The organism is Tianweitania aestuarii (assembly GCF_018457165.1).
Taxonomy (GTDB): Bacteria; Pseudomonadota; Alphaproteobacteria; order Rhizobiales; family Rhizobiaceae; genus Tianweitania; species Tianweitania aestuarii.
Genome location: NZ_JAFMNX010000001.1, coordinates 1,525,216 through 1,547,997, shown reverse-complemented (window position 1 = coordinate 1,547,997; position 22,782 = coordinate 1,525,216). Strand labels below are relative to the sequence as shown.

The 22,782-nt window shown below is 59.8% G+C and carries 13 protein-coding genes; 6 read left to right on the top strand and 7 right to left on the bottom strand.

Annotated features, from left to right (window positions below):
* Nucleotides 1-1,398, bottom strand: a complete 1,398-nt coding sequence (locus JYU29_RS07590; RefSeq protein WP_213984056.1) for a M48 family metalloprotease — start codon at nucleotides 1,396-1,398, stop codon at nucleotides 1-3.
* A 99-nt stretch (nucleotides 1,399-1,497) separates the two neighbouring features.
* On the opposite strand from JYU29_RS07590, the gene JYU29_RS07585 reads away from it, so the two are divergent.
* Nucleotides 1,498-2,682: a pyridoxal phosphate-dependent aminotransferase gene (locus tag JYU29_RS07585; protein WP_250157207.1), complete on the top strand. Its 1,185-nt coding sequence runs from the start codon at nucleotides 1,498-1,500 to the stop codon at nucleotides 2,680-2,682.
* Between the two features lie 375 nt (nucleotides 2,683-3,057).
* Here the strand turns inward: JYU29_RS07585 and JYU29_RS07580 are convergent, their stop codons facing one another.
* On the bottom strand, nucleotides 3,058-6,243 hold the full coding sequence (locus JYU29_RS07580; protein ID WP_213984055.1) for an Rne/Rng family ribonuclease: 3,186 nt from the start codon (nucleotides 6,241-6,243) through the stop codon (nucleotides 3,058-3,060).
* Nucleotides 6,244-6,901: 658 nt separating this feature from the next.
* Between JYU29_RS07580 and JYU29_RS07575 the strand changes: the two genes are divergently transcribed.
* From JYU29_RS07575 to prfB, 3 genes are all read left to right on the top strand, one after another.
* Entirely contained in the window at nucleotides 6,902-8,134 is a 1,233-nt protein-coding gene (locus tag JYU29_RS07575) for an N-acetylmuramoyl-L-alanine amidase (RefSeq protein ID WP_213984054.1), read from the top strand.
* A gap of 192 nt (nucleotides 8,135-8,326) precedes the next feature.
* Nucleotides 8,327-10,771 carry a penicillin-binding protein 1A gene (locus JYU29_RS07570; protein WP_213984053.1) on the top strand — a complete coding sequence of 815 codons (2,445 nt, stop codon included), beginning with the start codon at nucleotides 8,327-8,329 and terminating at the stop codon, nucleotides 10,769-10,771.
* 122 nt (nucleotides 10,772-10,893) lie between these two features.
* Nucleotides 10,894-12,025, top strand: a protein-coding gene (gene prfB, locus JYU29_RS07565) for a peptide chain release factor 2 (protein ID WP_213984052.1) whose coding sequence is annotated in 2 segments (ribosomal slippage) — nucleotides 10,894-10,959 and nucleotides 10,961-12,025 — 1,131 coding nt in all. Because the reading frame shifts where the segments join, the coding sequence is not laid out codon by codon here.
* A gap of 51 nt (nucleotides 12,026-12,076) precedes the next feature.
* Here prfB and JYU29_RS07560 read toward each other — a convergent pair.
* The 5 genes from JYU29_RS07560 to JYU29_RS07540 form a co-directional block, all read right to left on the bottom strand.
* Entirely contained in the window at nucleotides 12,077-13,318 is a 1,242-nt protein-coding gene (locus JYU29_RS07560) for a peptidoglycan DD-metalloendopeptidase family protein (protein ID WP_213984051.1), read from the bottom strand.
* A 313-nt stretch (nucleotides 13,319-13,631) separates the two neighbouring features.
* Nucleotides 13,632-14,468, bottom strand: coding sequence for an S-formylglutathione hydrolase (fghA, locus tag JYU29_RS07555; protein ID WP_213984320.1), 837 nt, complete (start codon nucleotides 14,466-14,468; stop codon nucleotides 13,632-13,634).
* Between the two features lie 72 nt (nucleotides 14,469-14,540).
* The gene (locus tag JYU29_RS07550; protein ID WP_213984050.1) at nucleotides 14,541-15,005 is read right to left on the bottom strand and encodes a YaiI/YqxD family protein; all 465 of its coding nucleotides are present in this window, start codon (nucleotides 15,003-15,005) and stop codon (nucleotides 14,541-14,543) included.
* Nucleotides 15,006-15,012: 7 nt separating this feature from the next.
* A complete protein-coding gene (locus tag JYU29_RS07545) occupies nucleotides 15,013-15,771 on the bottom strand; it encodes a hypothetical protein (protein WP_213984049.1) in 759 nt (252 codons plus the stop codon).
* Between the two features lie 44 nt (nucleotides 15,772-15,815).
* A complete protein-coding gene (locus JYU29_RS07540) occupies nucleotides 15,816-16,943 on the bottom strand; it encodes an S-(hydroxymethyl)glutathione dehydrogenase/class III alcohol dehydrogenase (RefSeq protein WP_213984048.1) in 1,128 nt (375 codons plus the stop codon).
* A 185-nt stretch (nucleotides 16,944-17,128) separates the two neighbouring features.
* On the opposite strand from JYU29_RS07540, the gene JYU29_RS07535 reads away from it, so the two are divergent.
* Together JYU29_RS07535 and dnaE are read left to right on the top strand one after the other, a co-directional pair.
* Complete coding sequence (locus tag JYU29_RS07535; RefSeq protein WP_213984047.1) at nucleotides 17,129-19,141, top strand: acetyl-CoA carboxylase biotin carboxylase subunit; 2,013 nt, start codon at nucleotides 17,129-17,131, stop codon at nucleotides 19,139-19,141.
* Between the two features lie 102 nt (nucleotides 19,142-19,243).
* On the top strand, nucleotides 19,244-22,765 hold the full coding sequence (gene dnaE, locus JYU29_RS07530) for a DNA polymerase III subunit alpha (protein ID WP_213984046.1): 3,522 nt from the start codon (nucleotides 19,244-19,246) through the stop codon (nucleotides 22,763-22,765).
* The last annotated feature ends 17 nt before the right edge of the window (nucleotides 22,766-22,782 follow it).

The following is a 22,782-nucleotide window of genomic DNA, read 5'->3' as shown; positions in this document are numbered from 1 at the left end:
TTACTTCTTCAGCTTCGTGCGTGAGGAGATGATGTCTTGCGCGCGCACCCAGCCAGGCGATCCGCGCTTCAAGCGCTGTTGCGCGCGGGCGGCGAAGATCATCGCGTCCTTGTAGTTTCCGGAATAATAGTGCCCCTCGGCCGTCGCCAGTTCGGCTTCGCCGATGGAGCCTGCCTGTCCGTAGGCTTGAGCTAGAAACTTGTAGCCGTTGATATATTCGCGGTCACGCGCAAGACCCTGCTGCAAGGCAACCGTGGCCTGCTTCAGCGCAGCCGGCTTGCCCGTCGCAAGAAGCGCCTGACCGTAAGCGACCTGAAGAATGCCGGACCGGTTGGGGTCGAGTTTCACCGCAGTGGCAAACGCATTGGCCGCTTCCGCCGGGCGGTTCCCGCGCATCAGCACTTCGCCGCGCAACTCATACAGATACGGGTTCTTCGGCATCGTCTTGATGAGCGCATCGACCTTCTGCAGCGCGGCGGCCGGGTTGCCATAAAGAAAGGTTGTGAAAGCATCGCCATAGGCCGCTGCCGGGTTGCTGCGATCGTTCCGGAACAAGCGGCTCGCTGCCCGCTGGTCTTGCGTATAAGCAGCGATCTTGGCGCGCATGCGGTCATGCCGCTGCTGCAGCTCCGCCGGATCCTTCTGGTTATAGTGAGGGCTGGATTGAGCGAGCTCTGTCAGATTGGCGATACGCTCGCGCGGCATTGGATGGCTGATCTGGTAGGGATCGACACGCGTGCCGGCCAGAGCCAGACCGCTCTGGAAACGCTGAAACGTCGCCAGCATGCCCTTGCCGGATTGCCCGGTCGCTTCAAGGTAGCGCATGGCCGAGCGGTCGGCGGTGATCTCTTCCGTGCGCTGATAACCGAGCACGCTGCGGCGAGCCACTTCGGAACTCCCCATGGCCATGCCCATGCCGGCCTGACCGAGCCCGTTCGTTCCCGACGCCGCGCCACCAACGGCAGCGCCCATGCCGAGCAGACCGGCGACCACGGCTGCCGTCTGCGCGCGGGCAATTTGGTCACGCAGCCGCTGCTGGTGACCGCCGGCGATGTGGCCGGATTCATGCGCGAGCACGCCGATGATTTCGTTCGGCGTTTCCGCCGTCATCAGCGCGCCGGTGTTGACGAAGATTCGGTTACCGGCAACAAACGCATTGAAGCTCGGATCATTCACCAGAACGATGCGGATGCCGGAATTGCCCAGACCGGCCGCCTTAAGGATCGGCCTGGCATATTCGGTAACCAGCGCCTCGATCTCGGCATCGCGCACGATCGGAACGCTTCGGCCTTGCGCGGCAGCGGGAGCGATCGCTGGTAGAACCAGCGCAACACTCAAGACGCTCGCAATGGCCGCGCGTTTAGCAGACTTCAATCGCTGGAAACTGGCTCTGATCATGACCGGAGTTGGTAACGAAGGATGCGGTGGAAAGAAAGGCACGCTGTTCTCACTCGTAAACTTGTGATCCTCATACCATTCCGGCATTTGTGCGGCATCATGACTGAGTCACCCAAGCCCTTTGTTCGCCAGCCCTCGCTCCGCAGTGCCGTGGAGCCCTTCCACGCCATGGATGTTCTCGCCGAAGCGAACCGTCTGCGTGCAGCCGGAGCGTCCGTGATTTCGCTTGCGGTGGGGCAACCGTCCGATCCGGCACCGGAGATCGTGCGCGAGGCTGCGGCCCGCGCGTTGAAGGAAGGCCGCATAGGCTATACCGACGCCCTTGGTTTGCGCGATCTGCGCGAGGGTCTCAGCCGGCATTATGCCGAGCATTATGGTGTGTCCGTTCCGGTGGAGCGTATCGCCGTCACCACCGGGTCATCGGCCGGCTTCAACCTGGCGTTTCTCGCGATGTTTGATCCCGGCGACCGTGTCGCCATCACAGCACCCGGCTATCCCGCTTATCGAAACATCCTCAAGGCGCTTGGTCTCGAGGTCGTCGAGATCCCATTGGATCATGAACCCTATCTCACGGCTGAAAGGCTGCGTGCGGTTCATGACGAAGGACGGCTCGACGGTCTGCTGTTTGCGAGTCCGGCCAATCCCACCGGTGCCGTGATTCCTGCCGATGCTCTGCGCGATCTGGTTCAAACGGCAAGCGAACTCGGCATCTCGACGATCTCCGACGAGATCTATCACGGCCTTTGTTATACCGGCCCGGATGTGACGGCGCTTGCCTTCGATCCGAACGTCACCGTCATCAACTCCTTTTCCAAATACTACTGCATGACCGGCTGGCGCATCGGCTGGATGGTGCTGCCGGAGCGGATGGTGCGGCCCATCGAGCGCATCGGCCAGAGCCTATATATTTCGGCGCCCGAACTGTCGCAGATCGCCGCCGTCGCCGCTCTGACGGCTAGGCAAGTCCTGGAGCCCATCAAGGCGCGCTACGAAGCCAACCGCGCTTATCTCCTCCAGCGCCTGCCACAACTCGGCTTCGGCATCGCCGCTCCGCCTGATGGTGCTTTCTATGCCTATTGCGACGTGACACGTCACAGCAATGACAGCATGGAGTTCGCCAAGGCCATGCTCGCGCAAGCTCATGTCGCCGCCACACCCGGCATCGACTTCGACACGGGTGAGGGACATCGCACGATGCGATTCTCCTATGCCGGCAGCATGAACGAGATGGTTGAGGCGACCGACCGCATCGAACGTTGGCTGGCCACCCGCGCAAGTCGATAGTGTCATCGAAGTTGCTGTGATTCGGTCCGGATCCTGATGCGGGATCGTGGGAGACGTGCATCGATTTATTCGTTGCACTTTGCCGATCTGCCTGACTGCGATGACGATGATATGAGACGCGGCTGACGAGAGCGTCTCGTTCCGTGTCGATGTCAAGTTCGCTGATGTCTTCTTCTTAGAAGTGCCTAATGCATCAAACTTGATCGTCTTTGTTTTTGGCGGGGATCAACTGGCAAGCCCAGTCATCACCAAGCCAGCGCGACCAAGTCCCGTTTTCGCCGCAAAACGCTCAGCCAAATGCGCAAATGGCCGGGAAATGCCCCGGCCATTTGCTTATTCTGCGTTACAGAACGCGCGTTCCACGCTGCCAGATGCTTAGAAAAAGCTCTTGCGCTGCCACCAGCCACCCTTGCGCGGTGCCGGTGCTTCGTCCGCAGTCTCGCTTGGACCCGTGGACGTAACCACCGGTTCAACCGGCTCTTCCGTGCCCGTTGTGCGACGGCGCGACCGACGAGCCGGCTCTTCCGTGGGCTCTTCAACCTGAACCGAAGCTTCCGGTTCTGCGGCCTGCTCGGATGGAGCGGGCTGGGCCTCCGGTGCTTCTTCTGCAGTTGGCGTCGACGCATTTTCAGCGGCAGGTTCTGCAGCGTTCTCAACGACTTCCGCCGCTGCTGCCGCTGCAGCCTCTTCCGCAGCAATCGCCTTCTTGCTGCGCCTTGCACGCGGCCGCTTGGCCGGAGCAGGGGCCTCTTCAGGAGCCGCAACCGCGTCGCCCGTCATGGCTTCAGCAGCGGCCTGTTCCGTCGGCAGATCAACCGCAAGTGCCTGATCTTCCGGCGAATTCTGGGCCGTCTCAGGCTTTGCTTCTTCGGCAGACTGAACTTCGGCAGTCGAATCGATCCCAGCTACCGCTTCAGCCGCTACAGCCGCTTCATCGGTCTGCTGAACATCCGACACCGCAGCCTTCTCAGCCTCGCCACCATCCTGCGCCGCAACGCTTTCATCGCCGTCTTCACGACGATTGCGACGACCACCACGCTTGCCACGCCGGCGCTTCTTGTTGTCGCCGTCAGCATCCGCTTCCGGCTCAACAGGTTCGGCACCAACGGCGGCATCCTCATCGGCAGCCGGAGCTTCATCGGCGTTGGACGCCAGGCCGTGATCGCCAGTAGATGCAGGCGTTACAGCATTTTCAGCGTCGCGATCGCGTCCACCACGACGGCGACGACGGCGCTTGCGCTTACGATCGTTGTCACGCTCGCCTTCTTTCGCTTCGCCTTCATCGCGGCTCTCCGCCTCGGTTTCTACAACCTCATCTTCGACTTCGTCGAAAGGCTGCATCGGCTCGTCATCGAGTTCGTCGACCACCGGTTCGTAGCTCGGCGGTGCAATGATCACCGGGTTCTCTACGGCCGCACCGCGGGTGATCGCATAGTGCTGCGAGCCCAGGGTTTCATCGGCCTCAACCTCAATGGTGACACCGAAGCGCTTCTCCATGTCTACAAGGGTCGAGCGCTTGTGGTTCAGCACATAGAGCGCCGTCGATGCAGGCGTGCGAACCGTGATGTGCGAGCGATTGTCCTTGAGGAGGTACTCCTCGATGCCGCGGATCACATGCAGCCCGACAGAGGATTCGGAGCGGATGTGACCGGTGCCGCCGCAATGCGGACAGGTCTGCGTCGTGGATTCCAGCACGCTGGCGCGGATGCGCTGACGCGACATTTCCAGCAAGCCGAAATGCGAGATGCGACCAACCTGAATGCGCGCGCGGTCGTTCTTCAGCGCATCTTTCATGCGCTTTTCAACGGCTCGGTTGTTGCGGTTCTCCTCCATGTCGATGAAGTCGACAACGATCAAACCGGCGAGATCGCGCAAACGAAGCTGACGTGCGACTTCGTCCGCTGCTTCCAGATTGGTCTGCAGCGCCGTGTCTTCGATCGAATGCTCCTTCGTAGAGCGACCCGAGTTCACGTCGATCGCAACCAGCGCTTCCGTCTGGTTGATGATGATGTAGCCGCCCGACTTCAGGTTCACCTGCGGCTGCAGCATGCGATCGAGCTGTGCTTCGATGCCGTTGCGGGCGAAAATCTGGACCGTGTCGCGATAAGGCTGAACCACCTTGGCGTGGCTCGGCATCAGCATGCGCATGAAGTCCTTGGCCTCGCGATATCCTTCTTCGCCGGCCACCTGAATTTCACTGATGTCCTTGTTATAGAGATCGCGCACCGATCGCTTGATCAGAGAGCCTTCCTCGTAAACGAGGGCAGGGGCCGTTGACTGCAGCGTGAGCGTGCGGACGTTCTCCCACATGCGCATCAGATATTCATAGTCACGGCGAATCTCGGCCTTCGTTCGGCTTTCGCCGGCCGTACGGAGGATCACACCCATGCCCTGCGGCACTTCGAGCTCCTTCACGACATCCTTAAGGCGCTTGCGATCCTGGATGTTGGTGATCTTGCGCGAGATACCACCGCCGCGTGCCGTATTCGGCATCAGAACGGAATAGCGGCCGGCCAGCGACAGGTAGGTGGTGAGAGCAGCACCCTTGTTGCCGCGCTCTTCCTTGACGACCTGAACCAGCAGGATCTGGCGGCGCTTGATAACTTCCTGGATCTTGTACTGACGGCGGTTGGCGCGGCGACGCGGCTGCGCTTCCTCGATGGCGTCTTCCGCGCCGACCGACTCAACATCGTCGTCGCCTTCCGAGTCGTCGTCATCGTGGCTGTGATCATCGGCGGAAGAACCGTTGGACGTCCGACCATGGCGTTTGCCAGAGGTGCCCTCAGACGCGTCCGTTACATCTTCCGAAACGACGTCGCCTTCGATGGCAGACGGCATAGCCGGACCGGAGCCGCCGGATGACGAGTTCGTCTCGTCTTCGTCTTCTGCGCTCTGGGATTCGTCGTTTGCAACGGAGACGTCGTTGCTGCGATCGGCATCCTGGCTGTTGCGTTCCGCATTGTCCTGCGCGTCAGCGCGCTGTTCGTCAGATGCATCGCCGTGACGTTCGTCAGCGGCAGCGTTCTTCTCAGCTTCCGCCAGTGCTGCCGGGCTGAAGGAATTCGACAGGAAAGACGCGCTTTCCAGCATCTCGATCTCGGCGAGCGAGCCGCCGTTCTCGACCGTTGGATCCTGATTTTCGTCCTTGTCTTTCTCGGACTCATTGGACGAGGCTTTACGATCGTCATCGCGATGACGATTCTTGCCGTTGCGGCTGCGACGACGACGTCCGCCGGAGCGCTCTTCCTCGTCTTCCTTTTCCTCAGCTTCTGCTTCTTCCGCGTCAGCGCGCAGAAGAGCCTGACGATCTGCAAGCGGGATCTGGTAATAGTCAGGGTGGATTTCGCTGAAGGCGAGGAAGCCGTGGCGATTGCCGCCATATTCCACGAAGGCCGCCTGGAGCGACGGCTCAACCCGCGTCACGCGGGCGAGATAGATGTTTCCGCGAAGCTGTTTCTTATCCTGCGATTCGAAGTCGAACTCTTCGATCCGATTACCGCGGGTGACGACGACCCGTGTTTCCTCCGGGTGGGAGGCGTCGATCAGCATCTTGTTGGGCATAGTTAAAGATCTCCCCGGCAGCCGGCCACCGGGACGCCCTCAAAGGCGGATCTTCCTGGCTGGACGGCACGCGTGTGCCGGATATTGTCACGTCCACGATCACCAATCGGTACGCATGGTCGGCTCCAACCGCAGCCAAAGTGGCGCGGTTTTCAACGGAGGGGACCTGGTATGCGCAGACCAATCGCGTTCCTCGCGAAAAGATTAAATCGAGCCCGACAGGGTGTCGGACCAGCTTGTTCGCTCTAAAGAGCCGGCTCAGAAAAACTCCAGCCGTTTTCCTCAAACCCGGCCTCATGAAATCGAGATGCCGAGCCGAAATACGTTGGGGCAAAAACGACGCCTATTGCCCGCCTTGCGGCGTGGCTCACGGCGTACGACGGATGCGTGTACGTCACGCGAACCTAGCTTGCAGGCGATCCAAAACAGGACCGACATAGCTGTTACCCAGCTTCGCTTGTATGGTTTGGGTTATCCTAAAGCAACCTTTTTTGCCGACCTGTTTCATATGGGTACGCCTGTATGGTGAGGCAACGCTTGCTTAACCAGCTTGAATTACCTGTGCTTAACTATCGACGGCTGGGTGGCGGCCCAAACTGTGCCGTTTTCGTGCTCGACGAGAGCTTGAACTTCACCTGCGGCAGGCGACGAGGGGCGTATGAACTTCCGCATTTCCGAGAACGTCCGCACCATGGCCGCCCGGGCAATGATAGCTGCTGGGCTCACGCTTTCCTTGCTTATGGGCCAGCCGGCGGCAGCCAAGCCGCTGGAGTTGCGGGATTTGGCCATTGCCGGCGATTCGCTGAAGACGCGGATGCTGTTCAGCCTGGATGTCGAAGCCGAACCCAAGCTCATGCTGCTGCGTTCGCCCCATCGCCTCGTCATCGACCTTCCCGAAGCGCGCTTTCGCTTCGAAGAGAAAGCTCTGAAGCCGCGTGGCCTGATCACCGGCATCAAGTATGGTTCGATCGGCGAGGGCATGTCGCGGATCGTGGTCAGCGCCAAGGGCCCGTTCACGATTGCCGACTTCAACCTGCTTGCGAATGACAAGAAGGCCGGCAATCGCCTGGTGCTCGACCTAGAAGCGGCTTCGGAACAGCTCTTTGACGCGGCTCTCGCCGAACAGGCGACATCAACCGGGTCAACGACGCCTTCACAGCCGAAGAACGCCGAAGGCCAAACAGCGCAGACAAGTGAAAAACGTTTCACGGTGGTTGTTGATCCCGGTCATGGTGGCATCGATGGCGGGGCGAATGGTTTGTCCGGCACGGTTGAAAAGGACATCACACTCGCCTTTTCCCGAGAGCTGCGCGACCAGCTTTCCAAAGCCGGCAACCTTGATGTCATCCTCACGCGTGACGACGACCGGTTCCTGCGACTGGATGAGCGGGTGCGCTTCGCCCGCGAAAAGAACGCCGATCTGTTCATCTCCATTCACGCTGACACCATTCGCTTGAAAGGCATCAGCGGCGCCACCGTCTACACCGTTTCAGATCGCGCTTCGGATGCGGCCTCAGCGGCTCTTGCGACACGCGAAAACCTTTCGGACCAGCTTGCTGGCATCAACATCGAGGATGAGGATCACCAGATCGCGGATATTCTGGTTGATCTGATCCGGCGCGAAACGCACTCCTTCTCGATGAGCTTCGCCAAAACACTGGTCGGTGAGCTCAAGCGCTCGGTGACGATGATCAACAACCCGCACCGTATGGCCGGATTCCGGGTCTTGCGCGCGCCGGATGTGCCTTCCGTGCTGATCGAACTCGGCTATCTGTCGAATGAAGGCGACGAAAAACATCTGCTCGACAGCGCTTGGCGGGCCAAGGCCGCCGGCGGCATTGTGGATGCCGTGATCCAGTTTGCGGGTCCTCGCATCGGTAGCCGAGGTTAATTATCCCTCAGAATGTGCTATGAGGGCGCTCGAAGCGCTTTGTCCCGATTTTGCCTAGAACTCAGCGGCAGCATTGAGTTTGCCGTATTTTGCCCATATCGGCGGGGTTAATCGGCGCACCGAGCGTTGCGTGGCATGATTCTGCTCGGCTCGTGCCGGTGCGCTTCATGGTTTCCTTGGACTGGAGTGGGAATGATTAGGCTGATCGGCTACTTCTTTGGTGTAGGCGTAGCGCTGGCTTTGCTGGCTGCTGGAGGCGTGGCCCTCTACATCACGAGCCTCACCAAGGATCTGCCAGACTACGAGGTGCTCGCGAAATACGAACCGCCCGTTACCACGCGCGTGCATGCCTCGGATGGTGCTCTGATGGCTGAGTTTGCTCGCCAGCGCCGTCTTTATCTTCCGATCCAGGCCATTCCGGACCGGGTCAAGGCTGCGTTCCTGTCTGCCGAAGACAAGAACTTCTACAATCATCCGGGCATCGACATCGAAGGCGTTGGTCGTGCCGTGTTGGTCGCCATGAAAGGTGGCCCGACCCAGGGTGGCTCGACGATCACGCAGCAGGTTGCCAAGAACTTCCTTCTGACGAACGAGCAGACGATCGAGCGCAAAGTGAAAGAGGCGGTGCTCTCCTTCCGCATCGAGCAGGCTTATTCGAAGGATCGCATTCTTGAGCTCTACCTCAACGAGATTTTCTTCGGCCTCGGCTCCTACGGTATTGCCGGAGCGGCACTGACTTACTTCGACAAGTCGGTGAATGAGCTGACTGTCGCAGAAGCTGCTTATCTGGCCGCCTTGCCGAAGGGGCCGACCAATTATCACCCGTTCCGCCACACCGAGCGTGCGCTTGAGCGCCGCAACTGGGTCATCGATCAGATGGTCGAAAATGGCTACGTCTCGCGGGAAGACGGTGACAAGGCCAAGGCGACCGATCTCGGCGTCACGCCACGTCGCGGTGGCACCTACATCTTTGCTGGCGAATATTTCACGGAAGAAGTCCGCCGTCAGATCATCGCCAAGTATGGCGAAGACACTCTGTATGAAGGCGGTCTATCCGTTCGTACCACACTTGATCCCACCATGCAGCGTATGGCGCGCGGTGCGCTTCAGCATGGCCTGATCAAGTACGACACGCTCCGCGGCTATCGCGGTCCGATTACCTCGATCGACATCGCAGGTGACTGGGGCAAGCCGCTTGGGGAGGTGAAGGGTCTGAGCGACGTGCCTGAATGGCAGCCGGCTGTTGTTCTCGAAGCAAACAAGGACGGCCTGAAAGTCGGCATGAGGCCCGGTCGGGAGGTGTCTGGTGAGCTGAAGGCCGAGCGAGACGAGGGCTTCGTTGCTGCTGCCGACATGAAGTGGGCGATGCGCCATGTCGTCAACGGTAAGCGTTTGACTGCAAAGTCCCCGGCGGATGTCGTTAAGCCCGGCGACGTGGTGTATGTTGAGCCTCAGGACGGCGACATCAAGAAGCTGATTTTGCGACAGCCGCCGCAGATCGAAGGCGGCATGGTTGCCATGGATCCGCATACGGGTCGTGTGCTCGCCATGGTCGGCGGTTTCTCCTATGCCAAGTCCGTGTTCAACCGCGCCACGCAGGCGATGCGTCAGCCCGGCTCGTCTTTCAAGCCGATCGTTTACTCGGCTGCCCTCGACAACGGCTACACGCCGGCGTCCGTGGTGATGGATGGGCCGATCAGCATCAAGATCGGCACCTCCGTTTGGGAGCCGAAGAACTATGGTGGTGGCTTCGGCGGTCCATCAACCTTGCGCACAGGTATCGAAAAATCGCGCAACCTCATGACCGTGCGGCTGGCCAACGACATGGGCATGGATCTCGTCGCTGAGTATGCCGAGCGCTTCGGCGTCTACGACAAGATGGCGCCACACATCTCGAACTCGCTGGGATCGGGCGAAACCACCGTCATGCGCATGGTTTCAGCCTATTCGGTGATGGCGAATGGCGGCAAGTCGATCAAGCCGTCGCTGATCGACCGTATTCAGGACCGTTACGGGCACACCATCTTCCGGCACGAAGAGCGTACTTGTGAAAACTGTAACGCCCAGCAGTGGGATAATCAGCCGGAGCCGACGATCATCGACAATTCCGAGCAGGTGCTCGATCCGATGACGGCCTACCAGATCACGTCAATGATGGAAGGTGTGGTTCAGCGCGGCACGGCGACAACGATCTCCGAGCTTGGCCGTCCGCTTGCAGGCAAGACGGGTACGACGAACGATGAGCGGGATGCCTGGTTCGTGGGCTATTCACCTGATCTCGTTGTGGGCCTCTACATGGGCTACGACACGCCGCGCCCGATGGGCAAAGGCGCGACTGGCAGCGGCCTCGCGGCTCCGATCTTCAAGGAGTTCATGGCCGAGGCGTTGAAAGATCAGCCGATCGTCGATTTTCGCGTACCGGAAGGCATGAAGTTGATCGCCATCGATCGTAAGACCGGTATGCGCGCGACCGAAGGTCAGCAGGGTACGATCATGGAAGCTTTCAAACCCGGTACCGGACCGGCCGATAGCTACTGGGTCATTGGCATGGACGAGAGTGGGGCGGAGCAGTCACGCGAAACGATCTCGCCGTCCGCCAACCGTGCCATCACATCCGGTGCTGGCGGCCTTTACTGAGGCCACTCGATCAACCGAATGCAGGCGCGCCGCTCATCCGGCGCGCCTTTTTCTTTACAGGCGCGGGACGCCTCCCTATGTTCCGGCCTAACCATTCCCGAACGATTTGCAGGTGGAACTATATGCGTGCGGAAACGCAATCGATTGTCGACGAAATCAAGCAGGGCATTGGCCTGCTGAGGAGGCATCTTTGACTGGGATCAGGGCCTCAAGCGTTTAGACTACCTCAACATGCGCGCCGAAGATCCGGCGCTGTGGAACGATCCGCAGGAAGCGCAGAAGCTGATGCGTGAGCGCCAGTCGCTCGACGACAGCATCAAGGCGGTTCGCAGCCTGAACCAGGGTCTGGAAGACAATATCGGCTTGATCGAGCTTGGCGAGGAAGAGGGCGACCAGTCGGTTATCGAAGAAGCTGAGGCTGCCATTCGTTCGCTCAAGGGCGAGATCGCCGCGCGCCAGATCGAGACGCTTTTGTCCGGCGAGGCAGACTCGAACGACACCTATCTCGAAGTGCATTCGGGCGCCGGTGGCACGGAAAGCCAGGACTGGGCGTCCATCCTCATGCGCATGTATACGCGTTGGGCAGAGCGTCGAGGGTTCAAGGTCGAGATCCTCGAGCTGCATGATGGCGAAGAAGCCGGCATCAAGTCGGTGACCCTGCTGATCAAGGGGCACAACGCCTTCGGCTGGGCGAAGACGGAATCGGGCGTTCACCGTCTCGTGCGCATCTCGCCTTATGACAGCAATGCGCGTCGCCACACGTCCTTCGCGAGCGTCTGGGTGTATCCGGTGATTGACGATTCGATCGAGATCCAGGTGAGCGAGTCGGATGTTCGCATCGACACCTATCGCTCATCGGGCGCGGGCGGTCAGCACGTCAACACGACCGACTCGGCCGTGCGTATCACGCATCTCGCGACCGGCATTGCTGTTGCCTGTCAGGCGGGGCGTTCACAGCACCAGAACCGCGCCAAGGCCTGGGAAATGCTGCGCTCACGCTTGTATGAGGAGGAGCTGAAGAAGCGCGAAGCAGCGGCGAATGCCACTGAGTCGTCAAAGACGGAGATCGGCTGGGGTCACCAGATCCGCTCCTATGTCTTGCAGCCGTATCAGCTGGTGAAAGATCTTCGCACCGGCCACGAGAGCACCAGTCCATCCGACGTTCTCGACGGCGATTTGGACGACTTCATGGAAGCCTCGCTCTCGGCCAAGATCAATGGCGGTGCAGCAGAACCGGTTGCCGACATCGACTAAGTCGGCTTGCAGTTTTCGATATCTATTGAATGGCGGCTTCGGCCGCCATTTTCATAGGTAGGATTGGATCTGCCTCCCGGCCGTTATGAAACGCAGCGGGTCAAGCGCAGTGCCGTTCTTGCGCACTTCATAGTGGAGATGCGGTCCCGTCGATCGGCCGGAGCTCCCGGTTTTGCCCACGATCATGCCGCGCTCGATCTTCTCTCCCGGTACAACCAGAATCTCACTCATATGGGCGTAGCGGGTGGTAAAACCCTGGCCGTGCTCGACTTCCACCATGCGGCCGTAGCCACCGGACCAGCCGGCGCTGACAACGGTTCCAGATGCAGTCGCACGAATTGGTGTGCCGGTACCGGTACGAAAATCCATGCCGGAATGAAGGGCGGCAGTGCCGATGATCGGGTCGCGCCGGACGCCGAAGCTCGATGAAACCGGCCGTCCAGGAGCGGGATTGGCAACAGGTAGGCTGCGGGCCTGGTCCTTCACTGTGTCAAGCATACGGAAGGCGGCGTTCAGCTCCCGCACTCGCGTGTCAAACACCTGAGATTTGTCAATCTCGATCAAAGGTCCGCCGACATTCGCTTTGTCGTAATCGACATCGATGACCAGTCCAGCTGAAGCGAGGGCTTGAGAGATCTTGTCTGCCGTCTGGTAGGCGTCGTCAGCGAGGCTTTCTAGACGTTTCAGCTGATCGTCCTCGACATGGCGCAGCGACTTGGTAATCGTCGAGAATGCCAGATCAGCTTTTTCGGCAGGCGTTTTGTTCAAGCTTTCAGTGCGTGTCTTCCACAGAGCGGCGATCTGCGAGGCCTTGAAGCCAGATTGATCTGGCGACACCGTGCCAAGCTGGGGCTTCTTCTCGATCCGTTCAGATTCTTCTCCGGTAGGCGCTGTGTTTACCCGCTCCACAATGGGCGCGATGACATTCTGCCGCTCGGTCAAAGCTGTTTGCCGCTCGATTAACTCGTTGACCTTCTGTTCCATCAGCTGCTGATCCAGGAGCTGACGGCTGGTGATGCGATCGATTTGGGAGCGCAACGTGGCAATACGGTCTTCATAGGCCTGCTGCATGCGCGCCTGCCATGCGACACTTGCGCCGATCAGGTCGTCACGAAGAACCAGATAGGTGGTAGCGAGAAGATACCCTGCGGCAATGACTGCTACACAGCAGACGAGGAGGGTGGCGACCCACGGCCGGATCGTAAAATGCCGCACTGCGTCGCCCCGAGCGATGATGATGGTGTGCGGTTCTTTACGTCGCCCAAGTACGGCTGAATGAGATGTGCTTTGCACGAGCCAGGCACCTGTCGAGATCACGAAGGAAGATGATCGTGATAAGACATGGTTAAGGTTAAGGAACCTTTCACTTGGAGCGTTCGGGTGATGCACGAAATGAAAAGGGCCGGCACACGGCCAGCCCTTTGTCGGTGCGCAACGGATAAATTTAGCGCAGGAAGATCAGCAGCAGAATGATGATCGGGATCGGAATTCCCAGCATCCAAAGCGCGATACCACGAAACATAGCGATTTCCTCTTGAGCGGATCAGTCGTGTCGTTTGTAGAACGTGCTGACCGCGCAGCGGTTCCCTGAGAAGGTTACAAGCTTCTAAACTGTTAGTCTTTGCGCATGCCAACGCAGATGATCGTCCATGAACGTAGAGATGAAATAATAGGAGTGGTCGTATCCCTCGCGCATGTTGAGCGTGAGTGGAATACCGGCTTCCTTGCAGGCTTTTTCCAACAGCCAGGGTTGGAGACCGTTGTCGAGGAAGCCGTCGGCTGATCCTTGATCCACCAGAAACTCTGCAAAACGCTTGCCGTCCTCGATCAGCGATACGGCATCATAGGCCCGCCAGCTGGACTGATCGTGACCGAGGTATTTGGTGAAAGCATCAGTCGACCAATGGGCGGTGCTAGGATGAACGATAGGTGCGAAGGCTGAGCAGCTGCGAAAACGATCAGCGTTCTTCAAAGCGAGGGTGAGGGCCCCGTGGCCGCCCATCGAATGTCCAAAGACGGCTTGCCGCTTCATGTCCGCCGGGAACTCGGCTGCAATCAGCGCGGGAAGCTCTTCGGTCAGGTAGGTGTACATACGGTAGTTGGCATCGAACGGTGCTTGCGTGGCGTCAAGATAGAACCCTGCACCGCAGCCGAACTGCCAGTTGTCCTGCTCATCCGGGACGGTCTCCCCACGTGGGCTTGTGTCCGGGCACACGATGATCAGTCCAAGTTCGGACGCGAGTCGGCGATACTCGCCTTTGTCCATAACGTTCTGATGGGTACAGGTCAGGCCGGATAGATACCACAGCACCGGAAGCGGCTTCGTGCCTGATCTCGGCGGCACGAAGACGGCGAATGTCATTTCGCAAGCGCAGGCGGCGGAGTGGTGGGAGTAAACGCCCTGCGTGCCGCCGTGCGACTTGGCTGTTGAAACGGTTTTCATCTGATTGCTTCCGTCGGTGGTTTGGCGGGTGACGCCGCTGCTTAGCATGTCGATCGAAACGAACAAACGAAGCTAGCGCTTCACGGCTCTGCGCATAGTGAGATCGAGCGCGCTCAGGAAGGCTGAGCGGTCGCGTGCCGAAAAGCCGGGATTGAAGCCACGGATTTCGCCGGTTTCGCGCAGATGCTGTTTGAGATCGCGCATCGCAACAGCCATGCCAATCGTCTCAGGCGTAAAAGGCCTGCCCGTGGGCGCCAGCGTGTGAACGTGCTTTTCCACGCAACGTGCTGCCAGTGGCACGTCGGAGGTAATGACGATGTCCCCGGCCGCGCTGTTCTCGACAATCCAGTCATCTGCTGCGTCGGCACTTTTCGGCACAACGACATGCCGGATCATCGGATCGCGCGACGGACGAAGTCCGCCATTGGAGACGAAGGTCACGACGAGGTCATGGCGTTCTGCAACGCGCACCACCTCGTCTTTGACTGGGCAGGCATCGGCATCGACAAAGATGGCCGGTCCAACCGGATCGGTCATGCAGAGGTTACTCCGGCAGATGACAACGGATCAGCGGCGTAGCACGTGATCCAGTGCCGATGCGTAGGGTATCGGGTGAAGGAAGGTTCAGCACGATGTCGCGCGGCGCTTCTTCACCATCTGCATAGCAGGACGCCTGAGCCGTTGCCTTGCCGTCGGTCAACGACGGGCTCGCCATGTTGCAGACCCTATCTACCTGGCGAATGGTGGTGGGCGTGATCACGGCAAAATCGGTGGCGTCTTTCTGATCGATCTGGGCGCAAGCCGCCGGTGACTTCGCCCAAACGCCGACATAGTCCGGCACCGTATCGGCAGGCCGGGGCATAGCGGCGGCGCGTGTGTCCGTGTTGAGTTGGTCTACTGGCGGAAGAGTTGCCTGAACGTCGCTCGGCTGCTCGACCGGTGTGCCTGTGGCGGAACGGATGCGCTCGTCGAGATCCTGCGCAGCAGCACTGAGGTCGCGTGCAGCTTGTTCGGCGGAGTCCTGCAGATTGTCGCGGAGCTGGTTGGCCATGTCGCGCGCTTTGTCGACGAGCGGGCCGGCGTCGTCCATGGCTTCCTGAGCGCGTTGTCGAAGCTTGACGGCTTCCTCACGGGCTGCATCGCCCGCAAGATCGGTCGCTTCCTTCAGGCGACCCCAGGCGCGCTCAAGCGTGCTGGGCTCTGTTTCTGTCTGGGCCACGACCGCGCTCGTCGATGCGGCATAGGCGGCGGTGCAGCCAAGGAGGAGGGTCAGGGCGGTAGCGGTGCGGATGAGCTTGGTCATAAATGGCATTTGGTGCCTTATGACCAAGCGTCAAGAGATGGTGCTCAGTACACCACGACCGAGCGGATGCTTTCGCCGGCATGCATGAGATCGAAACCCTTGTTGATCTCTTCGAGGCTCAGCGTGTGGGTGATCATCGGATCGATCTGGATTTTGCCCTCCATATACCAGTCGACGATCTTCGGCACGTCGGTACGACCACGCGCGCCGCCGAAAGCCGTGCCTTTCCAGGTTCGACCGGTGACCAGCTGGAAAGGACGAGTCGAGATTTCCTGCCCTGCGCCCGCGACACCGATGACGATCGACTCGCCCCAGCCGCGATGCGCGCTCTCAAGAGCCTGGCGCATGACCTTCACGTTGCCCGTGCAGTCGAACGTGTAGTCTGCGCCGCCGATCTGATCTGCGCCACGCTTCGTCATGTTGACGAGGTAAGGCACGATGTCTCCATCGACTTCCTTCGGATTGACGAAATGGGTCATGCCGAAGCGCTCGCCCCATTCCTTCTTGTCGTTGTTAAGGTCAACGCCGATGATCATGTCGGCCCCGGCAAGCCGAAGCCCTTGAATGACGTTGAGGCCGATCCCGCCAAGACCGAAAACGATGGCCGTAGCGCCGATTTCGACCTTGGCCGTGTTGATCACCGCGCCGATACCGGTGGTGACGCCGCAGCCGATGTAGCAGATCTTATCGAACGGCGCGTCCGGGTTGACCTTGGCCAGTGCGATCTCCGGCAGAACCGTATGGTTCGCGAAGGTCGAGCAGCCCATGTAGTGAAAGATCTTGTCTTTGCCGATCGAGAAGCGCGACGTGCCGTCTGGCATCAGGCCTTGGCCCTGCGTGGAGCGGATGGCGGTGCATAGATTGGTCTTGCGGCTGAGGCAGGATGGGCACTGACGGCATTCCGGCGTGTAGAGCGGAATGACGTGGTCGCCCTTCTTCAGCGAGGTGACGCCAGGACCGACATCCACAACCACACCCGCGCCTTCATGGCCGAGAATGGCGGGGAAGATGCCTTCTGGATCAGCGCCGGAGAGGGTGAATTCATCGGTGTGACAAATGCCGGTCGCCTTCACTTCGATGAGGACTTCGCCCTCGCGCGGACCTTCCAGATCCACTTCCATGATTTCGAGCGGTTTGCCGGCGGCAACGGCTACGGCGGCGCGGGTTTTCATGAGGATATCTCCGAACGTTTCTTGAAGTCAGAGGTCTCAGGTTTCGGGATCGGGATCAAGCCCGGGAATGCCCTTGCCTTTCTCCTCTGCGTCAAGCCGAGAGCTTATGGGTGAAGCAAACATTCGTTAGGTTGCTTGACGAGCGTGATGGAGTTCATAAAAGAGGGATCAGGAGGACCTAACAAGTGTTCGACAAAATTCTGATCGCAAATCGCGGCGAAATCGCCTGCCGTGTCATCAAGTCCGCACGCAAGATGGGCATCAAGACCGTCGCGGTTTATTCAGACGCGGACCGTGATGCCATGCATGTCGAGATGGCTGATGAGGCTGTTCACATTGGGCCTGCGCCTGCCGCTCAAAGCTATCTCGTCGCCGACAAGATCATTGCAGCCTGCAAGCAGACTGGCGCTCAGGCTGTGCATCCTGGTTACGGCTTCCTGTCCGAGCGAGCCTCCTTTTGCGAAGCGCTGGAGAAGGAAGGCATCACCTTCATCGGACCCAAGCCGAAGGCCATCAAAGCCATGGGCGACAAGATCGAATCGAAGAAGTTCGCCAACACCGCCAAGGTGAGCACCGTGCCGGGCTACCTTGGCGAGATCCGTGATGCTGATCATGCGGTCGAGATCGCGGGCGAGATCGGCTATCCGGTGATGATCAAGGCATCGGCCGGCGGTGGCGGCAAGGGAATGCGCATCGCCTGGAACGAGGCTGAAACACGCGAAGGTTTCCAGTCCTCGCAGAACGAAGCCAAAAGCTCCTTCGGCGATGACCGCATCTTCATCGAGAAGTTCGTGGTCGATCCACGGCACATCGAGATCCAGGTCCTTGGCGATGCGCATGGCAACGTCATTTACCTCGGCGAACGTGAGTGCTCGATTCAACGCCGCAACCAGAAGGTCGTGGAAGAAGCGCCGTCACCATTCCTGGATGAAGACACTCGTCGCGCGATGGGCGAGCAGTCCGTCGCGTTGGCCAAGGCCGTCGATTATCAGAGTGCAGGTACGGTCGAGTTCATCGTCGACAAGAACAAGAACTTCTATTTCCTGGAGATGAACACGCGCCTGCAGGTCGAGCATCCGGTCACAGAACTGGTGACCGGCGTCGATTTGGTGGAGCAGATGATCCGTGTCGCGGCCGGCGAGCCGCTGACGATCAGCCAGGACGACGTGACGCTGAATGGCTGGGCGGTGGAAAGCCGGCTGTACGCAGAGGACCCCTATCGCAACTTCCTGCCTTCGATCGGCCGTTTGACGCGCTACAGGCCGCCGGAAGAAGGCCAGGACGGCGACGTCATCGTGCGCAACGACACCGGCGTAACGGAGGGATCGGAGATCTCGATGTTCTATGATCCGATGATCGCCAAGCTCTGCACCTGGGCACCCACGCGTATCGAAGCGATCGACGCCATGTCGGTGGCGCTGGACGAGTTCGTGGTGGATGGCATCGAGCACAACATCCCGTTCCTCGCGGCCCTGATGCAGCATCCGCGCTGGCGTGAAGGACGCCTGTCGACGGGTTTTATCGCCGAGGAATATCCCAACGGTTTTGCACCGCGCCAACCGGAGGCCGACGAGCAGCGCGTGATTGCTGCGGTCGCGCTTGCCGTCGAACTCCTGCGTCGCGATCGCCTGGATCGCCACCTTGGCCGCATGGCCCCGCATTCTGGCGCGATGAAGCCTGACTGGGTTGTGCGGATCGGGGACGACTATATCGATGTCTCGATCACCGAAGGCATGATCGGATCGCCGATCGAAGTCGATCTCGCAGTCGGTGACGGCAAGCCGATGACGGTCACGTCGGATTGGCGACCGGGCGATCCCGTTTGGAAGGGTGAGGTGGGCGGCAAGCCAGTGGCCGCGCAGGTCCGCCCGGTGCTCAATGGCAGCCGCATTGCCTGGAACGGCAAAGCGGTGACGGCAAAGGTCATGCTGCCCAAGATCGCGGCGCTCGCAAAGCTGATGCCGGTCAAGCTGCCGCCTGACACCTCAAAGATGCTTCTGTGCCCAATGCCGGGCCTCGTTGTTTCGGTGTCGGTGGAGGAAGGGCAAGAGGTGAAGGCCGGCGAAACGCTGGCTGTGGTCGAAGCGATGAAGATGGAGAACGTCCTGCGAGCCGAGCGCGACCTGACGGTTTCCAAGATCAACGCCAAAGCCGGGGACAGTCTCGCAGTGGATGCCGTCATCATGGAGTTCGCTTGACGCTGCGGCTGTGATTCCACAGCGGTTTTGACTCGACCCTGAGGCCTTGATCCGGGAGAATGTCGGCACGACATCTGAGTCCTGCCGGCAGCCGGAATCCTTATGAGCGACAAACTTCCACGCGATCCGCTAAAGCGCGAAGCGGCGGTCAAAGCCGCATTGCCGGAGACGCCCGCGCGTCCCTTCGTGCACCTGCGCGTGCATTCGGCCTATTCGCTGCTGGAAGGGGCATTGCCTGTCGGGAAGATCGTCGGACATGCCGTCAAGGATGCCGCGCCGGCAATCGCGATTACTGACAGCAACAATCTGTTCGGCGCGCTGGAGTTCGCTCAGAAGGCGACCAAGGAAGGCGTGCAGCCGATCGTCGGATGTCAGCTCGACGTCTGCTTCGATGATGAGGAGCCTGACACGTCGCGATCCGGGCGCAAGAATGGCCCGACTTATTATCAGCTGATCCTGATCGCCGCGACCGAAGGCGGCTATGCCAATCTCGTGCGGCTCGTTAGCCGTTCCTACCTCAACCATCCAGATGCCGTTGCACCGCACATTCTCATGGAGTGGGTTGAGGAACTGGCTGATGGCGTGATCTGCTTGACTGGCGGCCCCACCGGGGCGATTGGCGCTATGCTGGTCGCAGACAAGCGCCCCCTTGCCGAAGCACGCCTGGAAAAGCTGAAAACGATATTTGGCGACCGGCTTTATGTCGAATTGCAGCGTCAGCAAGGCTATAACCGCAATGTTGAAGCCGGGTTGATCGATCTCGCATACACCCACGACTTGCCGCTGGTGGCCACCAACGAAGCCTACTTTCCGAAGCGAGACGATTACGACGCACATGATGCCCTGGTGGCGATCGCGGAAGGGTCGGTCGTCGCAGAAGACAATCGACGACGCCTGACGCCTGACCACTATCTCAAGAGTCAGGCCGACATGTGTCGGCTGTTCGCCGACTTACCGGAAGCGGTCGATTCCACGATCGAGATCGCCAAGCGCTGCTCCTACTATCCTAAGAACCGCAAGCCGATCTTGCCACGCTTCACGGGCGGTGATGTGGCGGATGCAGAGGAGGCCGTGCAGGCAGAAGCCGACGAGCTCAAGCGGCAGGCTCGTGCGGGTCTTGCTTACCGCCTCGAGCATTTCGGGATAACACCGGGCTACACGCCTGAACAATATGCGGAACGGCTGGAATTCGAGCTCGGCATCATTGAGCGCATGAAGTTCCCTGGCTACTTCCTGATCGTGTCGGACTTCATCAAATGGGCGAAGGCGCACGACATCCCGGTCGGTCCGGGACGCGGTTCGGGTGCTGGTTCGCTGGTCGCTTATGCGCTGACGATCACCGACGTCGATCCGCTGCGGTTCTCACTGCTGTTCGAGCGCTTCCTCAATCCCGACCGCGTATCGATGCCCGACTTCGATATCGACTTCTGCCAGGATCGGCGTGAAGAGGTCATTCGCTACGTTCAGGGCAAGTATGGACGCGACCAGGTCGGCCAGATCATCACCTTCGGAACGCTGCAGGCGCGTGCCGTGCTGCGCGACGTTGGCCGGGTGTTGCAGATGCCCTATGGCCAGGTCGATCGCCTCTGCAAGATGGTGCCGGCAAACCCTGCCAATCCGGTGACGCTGGCTAAGGCGATCGAAGGCGAGCCGCGTTTCCAGGAAGAGATCGACCGCGAGCCGATCGTGCAGACGCTGCTCGACATCGCGCAGAAGCTCGAAGGCTTGTTTCGCCACGCCTCCACGCACGCTGCAGGCATCGTGATCGGCGACAGGCCGCTCTCCGAACTCGTGCCGATGTATCGCGATCCGCGATCGGACATGCCGGTCACGCAGTTCAACATGAAATATGTCGAGCAGGCAGGTCTGGTGAAGTTCGACTTCCTCGGCCTCAAGACGCTTACCACGATCGAGAACGCGGTGCGGCTGATCCGGCGGCGCGGGGTCGACATTGATATTCCGCGCTTGCCGCTGGACGACCAGAAGACCTACGAGATGCTGTCGCGTGGCGAGGTTGTCGGCGTGTTCCAGGTGGAATCCGCGGGCATGCGCAAGGCGCTGATCGGCATGAAACCGGATCGGATCGAGGACATCATCGCGCTCGTGGCGCTCTATCGTCCGGGTCCGATGGAGAACATTCCGACCTATAATGCGCGCAAACATGGCGAGGAGGAGATCGCCTCGATCCACCCCATGATCGACCATCTGGTGAAGGAAACGCAGGGCGTTATCGTTTACCAGGAACAGGTCATGCAGATCGCGCAGGAGCTGTCCGGCTATACGCTTGGCGAAGCCGACCTTCTGCGCCGCGCCATGGGCAAGAAGATCCGTGCCGAGATGGAAGTGCAGCGTGTGCGCTTTGTTGAAGGCGCAATGAAGAACGGGCTCACCAAGCCACAATCCGACTTCATCTTCGATCTGCTCGCAAAATTTGCGGATTACGGCTTCAACAAGTCACACGCCGCAGCCTACGCGATCGTCTCCTATCAGACGGCCTATCTGAAGGCGCATTATCCGGTCGAGTTCCTGGCGGCGTCCATGACGCTCGACATGAACAACACGGAAAAGCTGTCGGACTTCCGCCAGGATGCCATGCGGCTCGGCATCGAGGTGGTGCCGCCTTCGGTGAAGACCTCGCACCGCATCTTCGAAGTCGGTGAAAACAAGATTTTCTACTCGCTGGCTGCCATCAAGGGCGTGGGCGAACATGCCGTCGACCACATCGTCGAGAAGCGCAAAGAAGGCCAGTTCGCTTCAATCGAGGATTTCTGCACCCGAATTGACTGCAAGATTGTAGGCAAGCGCGTGTTCGAAAGCCTGATTCAGGCCGGTGCGTTCGACTGCTTCGGTTATGACCGGTCGGCGCTGATGGCTGGCATTGAACGCATGATGGGCATGGCGCAGCGTGCGGCGGAAAACGCGGCAAGTGGGCAGGGCGACATCTTCGGCGGCGCAGCTGCGCAACCCGAAAAGCTGTATCTCCCGCCAGCCGACGGTTGGCTGCCGGCTGATCGTCTGCAGCGCGAGTTCCAGGCAATCGGCTTCTACCTGTCTGCGCATCCTCTCGATGAATATCGCAGTGTTCTTGCAAAGATGCGGGTGCAGAATTGGAGCGACTTCCAGGCGGCGGTGAAGAAGGGCGCCACTGCCGGGCGCCTTGCTGGCACCGTAACGTCCAAGCAGGAACGGCGTACTCGCACCGGTAACAAGATGGGCATCGTCATGCTGTCTGACTCATCGGGTCAGTATGAGTCTGTGCTGTTTTCGGAAGCGTTAGCGCAGTTTCGTGACCTGCTGGAGCCCGGCACCTCCGTGGTGATCACGGTTGCAGCCGAAGATCGGCCGGAAGGCGTGAACCTGCGCATCCAGACCGTGCAATCGCTCGATGAGGAAGCCAGCAGAGTTCAGAAAGCGCTGCGCGTCTTCGTGCGCGATGCAGCGCCTATCCGGATTGTGTCGAACCAGCTTAACATGCGCGGCGAAGGTCAGGTCAGCTTCGTGGTGGTCAAGGATGGGGGCCAGGGCGAGATCGAGGTGCAGTTGCAGGACCGCTACCGCATCGAGCCCCGCATGGCGTCCGCCATCAAGGCTGTGCCTGGTGTGCTTGAGGTCGAGCTTGTATAAAAAACTGGTGCAGCATT

Coding starts and splice junctions, on each gene's coding strand:
- JYU29_RS07590 (WP_213984056.1), bottom strand. CDS start 1,398: ATGATCAGAGCCAGTTTCCAGCGATTGAAGTCTGCTAAACGCGCGGCC.
- JYU29_RS07570 (WP_213984053.1), top strand. CDS start 8,327: ATGATTAGGCTGATCGGCTACTTCTTTGGTGTAGGCGTAGCGCTGGCT.
- JYU29_RS07575 (WP_213984054.1), top strand. CDS start 6,902: ATGAACTTCCGCATTTCCGAGAACGTCCGCACCATGGCCGCCCGGGCA.
- JYU29_RS07585 (WP_250157207.1), top strand. CDS start 1,498: ATGACTGAGTCACCCAAGCCCTTTGTTCGCCAGCCCTCGCTCCGCAGT.
- JYU29_RS07550 (WP_213984050.1), bottom strand. CDS start 15,005: ATGACCGATCCGGTTGGACCGGCCATCTTTGTCGATGCCGATGCCTGC.
- JYU29_RS07540 (WP_213984048.1), bottom strand. CDS start 16,943: ATGAAAACCCGCGCCGCCGTAGCCGTTGCCGCCGGCAAACCGCTCGAA.
- dnaE (WP_213984046.1), top strand. CDS start 19,244: ATGAGCGACAAACTTCCACGCGATCCGCTAAAGCGCGAAGCGGCGGTC.
- JYU29_RS07580 (WP_213984055.1), bottom strand. CDS start 6,243: ATGCCCAACAAGATGCTGATCGACGCCTCCCACCCGGAGGAAACACGG.
- JYU29_RS07545 (WP_213984049.1), bottom strand. CDS start 15,771: ATGACCAAGCTCATCCGCACCGCTACCGCCCTGACCCTCCTCCTTGGC.
- fghA (WP_213984320.1), bottom strand. CDS start 14,468: ATGAAAACCGTTTCAACAGCCAAGTCGCACGGCGGCACGCAGGGCGTT.